The organism is Microbulbifer maximicatervae (SeqCode) (genome assembly GCF_056232625.1).
In genome coordinates this window covers 2,085,309-2,100,059 of sequence record NZ_CP174324.1, presented here as the reverse complement: position 1 = coordinate 2,100,059, position 14,751 = coordinate 2,085,309, and the positions used below count along the sequence as shown (strand labels likewise).

Annotated in this window: 2 protein-coding genes; both read left to right on the top strand. The window is 39.5% G+C overall.

All coding sequences use genetic code 11. The features are described from left to right. The first annotated feature begins 429 nt into the window (after nt 1-429). Complete coding sequence (locus ACJJI6_RS09005; RefSeq protein WP_475713181.1) at nt 430-11,364, top strand: non-ribosomal peptide synthetase; 10,935 nt, start codon at nt 430-432, stop codon at nt 11,362-11,364. Then, the gene (locus ACJJI6_RS09000; protein ID WP_475713180.1) at nt 11,361-14,750 is read left to right on the top strand and encodes a non-ribosomal peptide synthetase; all 3,390 of its coding nucleotides are present in this window, start codon (nt 11,361-11,363) and stop codon (nt 14,748-14,750) included. The genes ACJJI6_RS09005 and ACJJI6_RS09000 overlap by 4 nt, the downstream gene beginning before the upstream one ends. Nucleotide 14,751: the final 1 nt, after the last annotated feature.

The following is a 14,751-nucleotide window of genomic DNA, read 5'->3' as shown; positions in this document are numbered from 1 at the left end:
GTCATTTGTGACTTTCATTGATTTTGTTTTCCAGTCAATCTGAAAAGTTATAAAAAGTATATATCCAAATGTTTTTATTGCCTCATAAGTTATCTTTGACAACTCACTTTCCTTGATCACTTGCGGGCTTGGGCCAGAGCAGAGGTTCTGCCTTCACCACATGAGACATAACGGTATTAATAAATAAAAAATTGTCCTTATTTGCTGGATATGTATCTCAGTTTTTCTATGGACTTCTCATAAAAATAGAGGTTTAAAAAAGTCTGTAGAAAGAATTTGAAATTATCTTGCAAAATTTCCGAATAGCTATTCAAATATGCGCAATTTTTTAAAGCTAAATAATTATAAAATCGTCACATGGTTGGCATCTCAACGCCGCTAAAGGTAATGAATTATCGAAGTGCTGGCCGAAAGACAAGGAGAGGTTCATTGGGTACCCAGTCAGAAATATTTTATCCGCTAAGCACATCCCAGCTAGATGTATTTTATCACCAACAACAGTTTCCAGATTGCCCTCTATACAATATATGCGGCTATACAGTGCTGAGAGGACAGCTGAATGTTCCATTACTTCAGGCTGTATATTCACAAGTTTCCAACGAATGTGATGCCTTTTCGATCAACTTTAAAGTCCACGATGGGCAGCCTGTGCAGTTTATTGCGGAAAGGGAAACTTGCGATTTAGAGCTGATTGACTTTACAGGTAATAATGATCCAGAGAAGTCGGCAAATATATATTTAGTCTCTCTTTTTGAAACGCCATTTTCGATAGAGAAAGATTGCCTGGTGGCAATGAAAATAATTCGAATAAGTGAAAGGGAGCACTGGTTGATTACGTTTGGCCACCATTTAGTTCTGGATGGTTGGGGGGGCAGTAATATATTGCATGCGCTAGGAAGGCTTTACTCAGATAGTGTGACAAAAATCGACAGCTCCATAACGCCTTATCAGTTTGATGTTGAGCAATTTTTGCCCACGGTTGCTGAAGATGCAAAATATCAATCGAGTAGTAAGTATTCACAAAGCAAGAGTTACTGGTTAAAAAAATTTTCCACTATTCCTGAGCCATTGTTATCAAGACGAGTTGAGGGTGAATATAAATTTGGCTCGGTAGTACCAAGTAATAAGATTTCACAGAAATTTCCTGAGGAAAGTAGTAAATCTCTATTGCGCGTAGCAAAAAAATTAAGTGTAACGCCGCAGCAGTTGGTGATTGCAGCAGTTTATATTTATTTCTCTAGGGTGTTTCAATTAGAGGAAATTGTACTGGGGATGCCGGTGCACAATAGAGGTAATGCAAGATATAAAAAAATAGTTGGTATGTTTGCAAGTACCACCCCACTAAAGCTATTTTTTGACCCTCTCAGTAACATAGAAAATCTCATCTGCGAAATCGCAGCCATACAGAGACAAGATTTTCGCCACCAAAGATACCCAATTAGTCACCTTAATCGGGACCTCAATTTATCGGCAAAATCGCGATCGCGTATACATGATATAAACTTCAATTACCTGAAAATTGATTATAACTCCAGCTTTGATGGCATTGAGGCATACACGAATTATTGTACTAGCGGATACTCACAGATCCCATTGAGTATTAATTTAATTGACTTTGGGGGTGAGCAGGAGCTAGAGCTTCAGTTGGAATATAATTTGGGTTTTTACGACGATCAAGCCGCAAAACAACTTTTGGATAGGTTGGTTTGCCTCTCTGGGGAGGTACCTAAGTTACTAACTAAGTCGATTTCTGAAGTAGATCTTATTTCAACAGCTGAACGTTCGCTTTTAGATAAATATAGCGGAATAAATTCCTTTGTGCTCCCTCCAGTTACCTCAATCGTTGAAGAGTTCTCTAAGCACGCGGGCGAATATAAAGATGACCTCGCAGTGGTTTGTGGCGATCTTAGTGTAACTTATGGTGAATTGGAAGCTAGAACTAATCAGCTGTCCCGCATGTTGCGGGATCTAGGAGTAGGTGCAGAACTTTTTGTGGGGATTTGCGTATCTCCTTCAATTGAGATGTTGGTTGCAATACTGGGAGTGATCAAAGCTGGAGGAGCATATGTCCCCATCGATCCGGACTTTCCGGAAGATCGAGTAGAGTTTATTGTCCAAGATAGCGAAATTAAAGTATTAATATGTGATCAGGAAACTTCGAGTAGGCTTAAATTCCAGGCAATAGAGCAACTAGTACTTGATTCTCAAGAGGTAGAGAAAGCACTTAAATCTTACAAAGATACAGAGATAACTTGTGAAGCGAAGCCGGAGAATCTGGTATATATGATATATACCTCCGGTTCTACAGGACGTCCCAAGGGTGTATTGACTGAGCATGCGCAATTAGCTAGCTATCTGAGTGCAATCCGCTCTCGATATTTACTTCCCAAGGGCCTGCGATACGCGGTGCTCTCAAGTATAGCGACAGACCTTGGTAATACATCCTTATATTTGTCCCTCGTTAATGGTGGTTGTATCTACATCTTAGATAAAACTATTGTGATGCAGAGTGATGAACTAAGTGAATATTTAATAAAAAGTAGGATTGACCTATTAAAGATCACGCCTAGCCACTTTGATGCCTTATTTACCCCTCTAATGCTAAAGGATAAATTTGACTGTTCTTGGCTTTTCTTGGGGGGAGAGATCATTTCCCCAAGCCTGTACAATAAGATCCAATCGCTTGTATTTACAAAAAAATGCCATGTCATTAATCACTACGGTCCTACAGAAACGACCATAGGATGTACTACCTATCAAATAAGTGGTGAGGAAGTTGCAGATCAAATCCCAATAGGTCGTCCATTACCAAACCGCACTGCATATATATTGGATGATAATTGTAAGCACATACCAACTGGCGAGGTGGGAGAACTCTATATTGGTGGAGATGGTGTCGGACGAGGATATCATCGCCAGGCAAAATTAACGGCTGAAAAATTTAAGCCAGATATGTTGTCAGGCCACGCGGGCTCAAAGCTGTATAAAACAGGTGATTTAGCGCGATTCCTGCCAGATGGGAATATCATTTTTGTTGGCAGAAAGGATAATCAGGTAAAAATACGGGGTTATCGTATTGAGTTAGAGGAGATTGAGAAGGCCATAAGCAATCTACCAGCTGTAGATATTGCTGCGGTAGTTACACACTGTGGAATTAATGGTCGATCACGACTAGTTGCATATCTAATTTTAAATAGTAACACTCAAAAAGACAATTTTCTTAAAGAAATAGATATCTCTCTTAAGAAGTTATTACCCCAATACATGCTGCCATCACAATATTGTGTGATGAAAAATTTACCTCTAATGTCAAATGGAAAAATTGATCGTAAAAATCTTCCAGATCCAGAAAGCTATGAAAATACTTCTGCTGAAAAACTTAAAAAGTCTGATGCTGAATATAAGCTTTCTAAAATTTGGGCAGACTTGTTCGGGCTTCGTGTTAAAGAAATCGGCATCAACGACAATTTTTTTGAGTTGGGTGGTGACTCGATTTTAGCCATTCAGTGTGTGTCACGCGCACGTGAAGTCGGGATGGTATTTAAAGTTAAAGATATATTCGATACTCCAAGTTTGAGAGATATTGCTGACAAAATAGAGCAAATAGAAGTAGTTGACCTACAAAAGGAAGAAGTAGGAACAGTTAAGCTGTTGCCGATCCATCATCGTTTCTTCGAAATATCGATAGAATTAAATCACTACAACCAGTCATTGTTATTGGATTCTCCAGCGTGGCTTGATATAGATTTGTTACATCTTGTTGTAGATAAGCTTTATGCCAGTCATGATGCTTTGCGCCTCGTGTTTACTCGAGAGGGAGAGCTTTGGCAAGCAAAATATAAACCATATACTGAACAATTGGCATATGAATCCATTGAGGTAATAAGATGTGAAGAACCCGACATTGAAGACCATGTAAATAAGCTCCAGCGCAGTTTTAATTTGACTGTCGGACCGCTATTTAAGGCTGCTTTGTTTATCTTGCCTGCTGGGTTAAATCGATTGCTATTAACTGCCCATCACAGTGTGGTTGATGGTGTGTCTTGGCGGGTTCTGCTGGGAGATATAGAGCAATTGAGCAGACAATTTAGGCAGGGTCTGGAGCTGTATCTACCCCCTAAAACAACATCTTATAAAAAGTGGTCCGAATATTTATATCGTTACGCCTCTTCTGAAAAATTGAAAAGCGAAGTTCAATATTGGCTGGAACAAACCAGTGGACTATCACCCAGAGAACCAGTACCGCTGAAAGAATTTTCTATAAAAAATTTCAGTATTAGTGAAGAGTGTACTGAAAAATTTATAGGTGAATCAAATAAGGCATACCATACCAAAACAGATGAGTTACTTTTGGCAGCTCTATCTAGAGCTTTTAATAGATGGGATGGTCGGGAATCTTTAACGCTAACGTTGGAAGGTCATGGTAGAGAGGGTTTAAATAGCGATTTGGATCTCTCGCGTACGATTGGTTGGTTCACTGTAGAGTATCCCCTCGCCATTAATTTTGATGGTGAAAGTATTGAGAGTCACATATTCTCTGCAAAAGATTCTTCTAGATCGGTGCCAGAAAAGGGTATTGGATTTGGCGTGCTTAAGTATTTGAGTGAAATACCAGAGCTTAAGAATTTACCAACACCAGAATTATTGTTTAATTACCTAGGACAGTTTGATCAGGTCGTTAATAACGAGCATGTTTTTTCGATGTTAGATTGTCCCGGAGATATGGTAAGCCCTTTGCGCCCGCAGTCCCACGCTCTAATTCTTAATGCGCTTATCAATAAGGGAAAGCTAACTTTTGAGCTTCGATTTTTAGGCAATAATTACGATTTAGAAAATATAAATAGTTTATGTGCGCTTATATGTAAATCTATAGAGGAAGTGACAGATCACTGTTGCAAGAAAGCCGGTGGGTACTTTACGATTTCAGATTTCCCTTTACTTGGGGAAGGGAATTATCCAGCCAAGTTGAGTCAAGACCAGTTAGATCATTGGCAAATATCTAATAACATCGAAGATCTATATCCTGCAACGGGCACACAAAGCGGCTTACTATTTCATGGCTATTTGGAGAGTGAGGCATATGTAAGTCAGAAAATATTAAAGCTGGAAGGTAATTTAGATCCCACTCAAATACAGCAGGCTTGGCAGAAATTACTTGATGAGGAAGGGATTCTTCGCACCCAATTTATGAGAGATAAATATGGAGAGATATACCAGCTGGTCCAATCAGAGGCTATCTTGCCATGGAGGTATGAGGATCTTTCAAGTTTAGATAGTGAATCACAAAATAGGCTTCTCGAAGAGTTCAGAAAACGCGATAAATCTATAGGTTTTGATATTGATGTCGCTCCTCTAATACGTATTGCTTTTTGGTACTTAGGCAAGAACCAATATCAGCTATTATGGACGCAACACCATGCTACCGGTGACGGATGGTCTTCATCATTAATGCTCAATAGATTGGTTGAAAATTACCAAAATTTATCAGAGAAGATTGATTCAGTTTATCGCAATTCATGTACCTATAAAGTCTATCTAGAGTGGCTTTCCTACCAAGACAAAGCATCTGCTAATCGTTTCTGGAAGGAAGAGCTAGGAGGTATAAATTCATCAACGGCATTGCCAAATCTAAAATCTTCAAGATGTGAAAATAGAAAACTTGAAATTAACTCGGTATTAACAGAATCAAAGGTGCAAAACCTATCCCAGTTAGCGAAAAGTTGTCGGGTGACCTTTAGCACCCTTATTCAAGGAGCTTGGGCTCTTTTACTGAGCCGCTATAGTAATGAAGAGGAAGTTATCTTTGGAGTAACGGTATCTGGGCGACCTGCGGATTTAACAGGTGTGGAAAACATTGTAGGTCCTTTGCTAAATACTATACCTAGTCGTGTAGGGTTAGCAGACGATCAGAAATTGGGGGTATGGCTAAGAGAGTTGCAATCCGCACATATTAAAAGAGAACAGTATAGCTACCTTTCCCTATCTGAAATTTTACAAGCGGCAAATTTAAACAGTGCAAAATCCCTATTTGACAGCATAGTTGTAGTTGAAAACTACCCCATAACATCTAGTCTATTTAAAGATGAAAGCGCTAGAGAAATCCAATTAATCGAAGCAAAAAGTTTCGAGGAAACCAATTATGGACTTGCGCTAGTGGTAACGATGGGTGATGAAATTACGTTTAGATTAAAATATCACCAAGATAAAATTGATGATGAACTAGCAAAAAGTATCTTAGAGCATTATCAGAATCTGCTTATTACGATGTGCCAGGGTTCTGAAATTACACTATCTTCTTTGACTCTTCTAACAAAAGAAGATCAACTTAAATCTATATTTAGTAAAACTACTGTACCTCTTGGATATCGAGCTCAACACTGTATCCATCACCTAATTGAGAAGCAGGTGGAATTTCGAAGAGATGAGATTGCTTTAACTTGTGGAGGAAATCAGCTTACCTACCTTGAGCTAAATACACGAGCTAATCAGTTGGCCCGCTACTTAAAAGAGCGTGGGGCAAACGCAGAAGTATTGATTGGAGTTTACTTAGAGCGTTCAACCGATATGGTTGTGACGTTACTGGCTATCTTAAAAGCTAGTGCCGCCTACGTACCTATAGATCCTAATTACCCTAATGTCCGTGTCAAGCATATTATTAAAGACAGCGGGCTTAAAATAATTATTTCGGATCAAGATATTCCCCTGGATCAGGAAATCGCTGATCTCGACATAATTAGGATCGATTCATGCAAAGTTCAGGAAGAATTGCACAACTGCTCTAAAGAGAATCTTGATACAAGTGAGTTGAAACCGGAATCCCTTGCTTATGTTATCTATACGTCAGGTTCAACAGGCCTACCAAAGGGAGTTTTAGTTGAGCATGGTAATGTTGTTCGATTATTTAATTCGACAAATGAGCAGTTTCAGTTCTGCCCAAATGATGTTTGGACAATGTGCCACTCCTATGCATTTGACTTTTCGGTATGGGAAATTTGGGGAGCGCTAAGCCATGGAGGACGGTTAGTCATTGTTTCTCAAGAGACATCTCGCTCTTATGATGATCTCTACAGGTTACTAATTAAGGAGCAAGTCACTGTTCTGAACCAGACTCCGGGATCCTTTTATCAACTGGCGCACATTGATGAGGCCCATAGAAGCCGCTTATTCCTTCGCTTTGTCATTTTTGGTGGCGAGGCATTAAATCTGGCGGCCTTAAAGCCGTGGGTTTCTCATCGTGGCGATACTTCTCCACAGCTGGTGAATATGTATGGCATTACTGAAACGACTGTTCATGTCACTAGCCGGATAATAAGAACTAAAGATATCGAAAGTGCGCAAGGTAGTTTAATTGGGTCACCTATTAGTGATTTAAGGCTGTATATCTTTGATCGTTCAATGAATGTATTGCCTCCTGGTGCAATAGGAGAAATGTATGTGGGGGGGAATGGAGTATCGCGAGGATACCTTAACAGAGATGTATTGACTTCAGAGCGATTTTGTAAGCACCCACTTATTCCAGATATACGGCTCTATAAAACTGGCGACTTGGCTCGAAGAATTGCTGGCGATGAAATTGAATACCTCGGGCGGATTGATGATCAGGTTAAAGTTCGCGGGTTTCGTATAGAGCCAGGAGAAATAGAACAGCAGATATTAACACTTGGAAAAGTAAAATCGGCTGTCGTCAATATGTGCTCAAATGACTTGGAGGATACATACCTGGTTGCTTATGTTTGTCTTGACAAAGGACAAAATGAAACTTCTTTGGATGATGTGAGGCAGTATCTTAGAGAAAGGTTACCAGAGTACATGCAGCCTTCATTTTATATGGAGCTTGATCAAATCCCTCTGACCGCCAATGGAAAGGTGGATAGAAAATCACTTCCTCAGCCAGAGCGCGCACCAACTGGATCAGACTATAAACCCCCTCAAGGAGATATTCAGCTTAGACTTGTGAAAATTTGGGCTGACTTGTTGCGAATACCGATAAGCAAAATAGGTCGCAATGCACATTTCTTTGCCCTGGGAGGGCACTCATTGCTATCAGTACGTCTCGCAACTGCTGTGCGCAATGAATTTGATGTTGAATTAGAAATACGAGAGGTATTTGAATATGCTGAGCTATCAGAACAGGCTGAGCGAATTAGCTCTTCAAAGCAAAAAATAACGCACCACAATATTATTTCTTTATCGGAAGGTCGTAAGAAACTGTCCTTTTCCCAGCAACGTCTGTGGTTTATAGACAGTTTAGAAGGGGAAAGCAGTCAATATAACTTGTCAGGTGCTTTTCTAGTGCAGGGGAATTTTTCTGAATTAGCTGCCGAAGAAGCATTTTTCCGTATTATTTCACGTCATCATAGCTTGCGTACCGTCTTTATAGATAATGGCCAAGGTGTTGAACCATATGTAAAAGAGGCGGAATCTTTCCACCTTCGACACATGGATATTAGGGGGGTGAATGGGGAAAAACAGAATTCCGAAATTGAACGTCTTTTGGAGAGTGAAGAAACTCAATCCTTTAATTTGTCATCTGACTTAATGCTACGAGCGGGTTTTATCCGAATTAAAGATAGTGAAGGTATTCTATTCATAAGTATGCATCATATTGCATCGGATGGTTGGTCTGTTGGGATTTTGCTGGAAGAGTTTTCCTTACAATATGAGTCAGTTTTATTAAATAAAAAAAATTACATATCTCCCTTATCATTTCAGTATGAAGATTTCGCTCATTGGCAATTACAGCAGTCTTCTGAAGAAAATTTCCTTAGCCAGCTAGGGTATTGGGATAAGCAGCTTAAAGATCTTCCTCCTGTTCATAACCTGCCTTTGGACTTTCCTCGCCCCAGTAAAATAGGGCAAAAAGGTGCGAAGGCATCACTGAGTCTAAAGGAAGCTGAGAGTGAGATGCTAAAGGCATTTGCTCTTGAGCAGGATGTAACTCTATTTATGCTTATCCACGCTGCCTTTTCTTTAATAGTTGCTAGACATAGCAATCAACAAGATATTGTTGTTGGTACTCCTGTAGCAGGACGTCGGAATAAAGATCTAGAAAGGATGATAGGCTTTTTTGTTAATACATTAGTTTTGCGTGTTGACTGTGATCTAGAGCAAGATTTACCTTGCTATTTAGAACAGATTAAGCGAGTAAATTTAGAAGCCCAGGACAACCAAGATATACCATTTGAGCACTTAGTAGAGCGTCTCAACCCGGAGCGCAGTACACAATATAGCCCATTGTTTCAGATTTTGTTCACGATGGATAATACAGACAAAGTTGCGCTTCAATTACCTAGCTTAACTGTCTGTGAGTTAGAGCGCAGACTGATACAGGCAAAATTCGAGCTCTGTCTAAATGTTTGTGAAAATAAATCAGGAATTGAATTTGAACTTATCTATAACAGTGCACTATTTAAGGAAGATCATATTCTGCAATTAGCTAAACAGCTTTTAAGGCTGTTGGTTAGTCTTCCTACACACAAGAACAGTCGACTTATAGATCTACCGCTTATTGATTCAGCGGCGGAAAATATCTTGAAGGGTAATGAAATGTCGTTACCTGAAGGACCAGTTCAAAGCAAGTTTGAGAAAATAGCTAAACGACAACCGGATTTACCAGCGCTTATATGGGAAGGTCAGTCAATCAGTTACGGAGAATTGAATACCCAGTCTAATAAGTTAGCCCATTTACTACGTAAAAAAGGCATAGGTCCGGAGGATAGGGTGGGGCTGTGTCTTGAAAGAGGCCCCAGTTTAATTATCGCATTACTTGCTACTCTAAAGGCAGGAGGTGCGTATGTGCCGCTAGATCCTGCATATCCTAATACTCGATTAGCATTCATGCTCGAAGACAGTGGGGTTAAATTAATATTGGGTGAGAGTCATAGTAAGGAGGTGCTAAAAGGTAGCTTGACCAGCATAATCTGGCTGGATGAATACACCTTATCAGAATTTCCTAACGAAGAGCCACTGAGCTTATATAATAGCCACCACTTAGCTTATTTGATCTACACCTCCGGCTCGACTGGTACTCCTAAAGGAGTAATGGTTGAGCACCGTAGTTTATTGAATGTAAATGAATTTGAAATACTTGATTATGAGTTAGGTGCTGGAGATCGAATCTTGCATTGCATGTCGTTCAATTTTGATCCTGCAACTAGCGTACTGTTTAGTGGATTAAATTCTGGAGCAGCTATCTATCTGGCTAATACTCACTCAAGTGTCACTACATTTATTAAGGAACATGAGCTCACTCACGCTATCCTTCCGGCAGCAGTTCTTGCCGCTGAGGAAGAGCAGCAACTCCCATCGTTAAAGATGATTGGTGTTGGAGGTGAGGTTTGTCCACTTAAAACTGTACAATATTGGTCTCAGGGACGTAAATTCTTCAATTTGTATGGCCCCACTGAATGTACAGTAACGGCTGTCAGAGAGCGGTATACCGGAACAGAAAATAAGCTAACTATTGGAAGACCTATAGCTAACACCTATTGTTATGTACTTGATGATATGCAGCGATCTGTGCCACCGGGAGCCGTTGGTGAGCTTTATATCGGCGGGTTAGGATTGGCTAGAGGCTATCACGGTTGCCCCGAGCAAAATGCATTGCGATTTATAGATAATCCGATTTGTACTGGCGAAAAACTCTATCGAACTGGTGATATGGTACGCCAACTTGCTGATGGTAAGCTCGAATTCCTAGGTCGTATTGATGAGCAAGTTAAATTGCGAGGGTTTCGAATAGAACTAGGTGAAATCGAATCCATATTATTGGGCATGCATGAAATTGAAGCAGCAGCTGTAGTCACTAGGGATGAATTTCCTGGCCAACTTGTTGCATATATTTGCTTAAATAGCGAGGTCGATAATGATGAATATATTCGTATCATTCAATCTGAATTAGCCTCAAGATTACCTTCATATATGTTGCCTGTTGCCTATTCAGTTATAGGGAAGTTACCTTTAACTATAAATGGCAAACTAGACAAAAATGCTCTGCCAATACCATCGATTATAGATGCGGCAGAATATATAGCCCCTGCTACAAACATAGAAATTGAACTGGCAAAAATTTGGGCACAACTGCTACGGCTGAAACTCGATGATATAGGTGTAAATGATAGCTTCTTTGCACTGGGGGGACACTCGATCTTGGCAATAAAATTAGTGAATTCTATTGAGAGGGTTTTCTCCATTACTATTTCCCTGAAGAAGATATTTGAGTTAAGTAGTTTGTCAAACTTATCTGCATATATTGAAAGTATACAAAGTGATAAATCTACAAAGCTTTCCGATGTTAAAAGAATACAAAATCTTTCGTCGATAGAAATGGAATCTGCAGAGAGCATAGAGGAGTTTGAGTTGTGAGCCTGTTTAATTTTCTGATTCAGTTAAAAGAACAAAGAATTATTATAAGCTTGGATGATGGGCAGCTTCGGGTTCGGGGTAACAAGGATGAAATTACTTCGGAAATAAAGTTTAAACTCAAAGAAACAAAAGAAGAGATAATTGCTCACTACATTAGGTTGGGTATAACTAGCAATAATCAGCTTGCACCTGTGACTCTTCAACAGCAGCGACTGATTATTATCGATAAAATGCAGCCCGGGCTATCTCTGTTCAATATGATTGGTGCCCAAGAGATCCAAGGTGAGCTGATAAAGGACGCAATAAAGTGGTCTTTTCAGAAGATTTATGAGCGACATGGTTCACTACATACAAACTTTTTTAATGAAGACGACTTCTTTTATCAGGTGGTTAAGCGCTCGGATTCCTTTAAAATAAACGAAGTTGACTTAAGCGGGATATCTGATGGAACACTAGATTCCAAGCTTGATTCCATATTTAAACTTGAATGCAAAATAGTATTTGACCTGGAAGCAGATCAAATGCTGCGCGTAAAGCTTATTAAGATATCTGAGAAGAAGCATATTTTAATTTATAGCATGCATCATATAGTCAGTGATGGCTGGTCGATGGGAGTGATGCTAAATGAATTAAACCACTATTATAATGCGTATCTATCTGGAGATAGAGTGGAGCTTCCTCCATTACGCATACAGTATTCAGATTATGCCCACTGGCAAAAAAAACAAATTGAGAGCCCTGAATATCTTAGCCAGGTAAGTTATTGGGTAGAGCAATTGGAGGGTATACCGGAGATACATAACCTTCCACTCGATAGGTCAAGGCCAGCAATACAGTCGTATCATGGAGGAGTATATCGCAGTCAAATAAGTGCCGAATTAAAGTCGTTATTTGTTCAAACCTGCCGTGAAAATAATGCCACTTTATTTATGGGGCTACATGCTGTTTTTGCAATCTTAATACATCTCCACGGTAATCAAAATGATGTAGTGATAGGGACGCCAACTGCGGGCAGGGAGAAAGATGATCTAAACCCACTTATTGGGTATTTCTTGAACACTTTAATTCTTCGTTCACGTATCAATAGTACTCTAAGTTTTATTGATATTTTAGAGCAAAGTAGAGAGTTAGTGCTGGATGCATTCTCTCATCAGCAAGTTCCGATTGAGAAGTTGATATCATCTTTAGGTGTCGATAACGATATGAGTTATTCTGCACTATTCCAGGTTATGCTAATTCTGCAGAGCAATGATAATGGTTGTTTTTCTGCTCCCAATTTGGAATCTAAATATATAAATCCTGAACTTCCACTAAGCAAGCTTGATATCACTTTGAGTATAATTGAAGTCGATGATGGGTTAATGCTTGGATGGGAGTATAATAAAGATATCTTTGATAAGTCTACAATAGTTAGTTTTTCAAAACGTTTTTCTCATCTTATACAGTCCTTTATAGATTCCCCAAATATGTCCTTAGTGGATTTGAACACCATTTCAGAGGATGACCTTTCTTGTTTGGAATATTGGGGTTCAAAAGAAAAAAAATCCAAGTCTCTGAAGAGTGTAATTGAGCAATTTCACCAGTGTGTATACTCAGAACCAAATAAACTAGCATTAATGGGCGCTGATGATTTTGTGTTGACCTATCAAGAGCTCGATAACAAAGCTAATCAATTTGCTAACTTTTTAACAACTAATAGGATAGTTGCAGGAGATGTTGTTGGCATATGTCTGCCAAGATCTCAGGAGCTAGTTATTGCTATATTGGCTCTTTGGAAAATAGGAGCAACATACCTGCCAATTGACAGTGAATACCCACTAGAACGGATTAAGGCGATTTCTTCTGATGCAAAGTTAAGTAAAGTACTTACTCTTAACGAATATAAAGACAGATTTCCAGATTTATCTATACTATCTATTGATGGTATGAAGGCCGCTGACATTATTAATAGTCAGCAAAAGAGCTTTAGCTTTGATTCCAGGGCTGAGCCTGAATCCTTAGCCTATATTTGTTATACCTCTGGTTCTTCAGGTAAACCCAAAGGAGTTATGACTACGCAGGGAAACCTGTCAAGCTATCTTGATTCGGCACGAAAAAGCTATAGTCTCGGTGAGAATGAAAGAGTTCTCCAGTTCTCATCCCCCTCTTTTGATATCTTCGTTGAAGAATTTTGCCTAGCTATATCAGGTGGAAATTGCCTGGTTCTGAGAGATGAAGAGATACTTTCTGGCGGGGTATATTTTTGGGAGTATTTACAAAGAAAAGAAATATCTTTTGTTAGCCTGCCAACTGCCTATTGGCATTATCTAGTTCGAGAAATGGGCAATGATGATATCCCAAGTTTGCCAGAGCTAAAAACTATTGTACTGGGTGGTGAGGCAATGTCTTTGCCAGCCCTCAATCGATGGAATCAGTATTTTAAAGGACAGGTAAAAATCATAAATACTTATGGTCCAACCGAATGTACAGTGGTTGCAACATCCTATGAGATACACGAAGACCAAGAGTTTCCATTAGGAATTCCAATCGGTAAACCTCTGCCACATATAAGCACTTATATCCTTGATGAAGGACTGAAGCCCGTGCTGCCTGGTTGTGTTGGTGAGCTGTGCTTGTCTGGACCGAGTATTTCACCAGGCTATTATAACCAGCCCTTAAAAACTACTGAAGTTTTTGTCAAGTCCCCGTGGCTCAATAAATTGATGTATCGAACGGGTGATCTAGTACGTTATCAAAATGATGGAAACCTTATCTTCCTTGGTCGTTATGATCGTCAGTTGAAGGTGCATGGGTTTAGAGTTGATTTGGGTGAGATTGAAGAGGCTATTGCTGGTCTCGCTGGTATACGATCTTGTTACAGTCAAGTAATTGATGAGGCTAATAAAGATAAAAGAATAGGTGCTTATGTTGTTGCGGATGAAACAATCACTTTAGAGCAATTGAAGTCCAGAGCTTCACAAATTCTTCCTCGATATATGTTGCCAAGTACATACATCTTCTTGAAAAATCTCCCACTTACCAAAAATGGAAAAATCGACACGGAATCTCTACCTGACTTTGGAATCGAGCAAGTTAGCCTAGAACCTCTGATAGATGATCTCGAATGTTCTTTGGCTGAAATATGGTCGGAATTATTGAGGGTGGATTTAAGCAGGATAGGCGCTAACTCACACTTTTTGGATTTGGGTGGCCAAAGCTTATTGGCAATGAGATTAATTTCTGAAATAAAAAGATTATTTAATGTTGAACTGCAAATTAAAAATATATTTGAGCGAAGTGAATTACGATCGCTTGCTCAACTGATTAAGCAAATTGTTTCTCAAGAGGAACTCTCGGCTGAATTATCAGCGTTACCGGATGAGTCACTGGATGAGTTGGAGTTTTAAA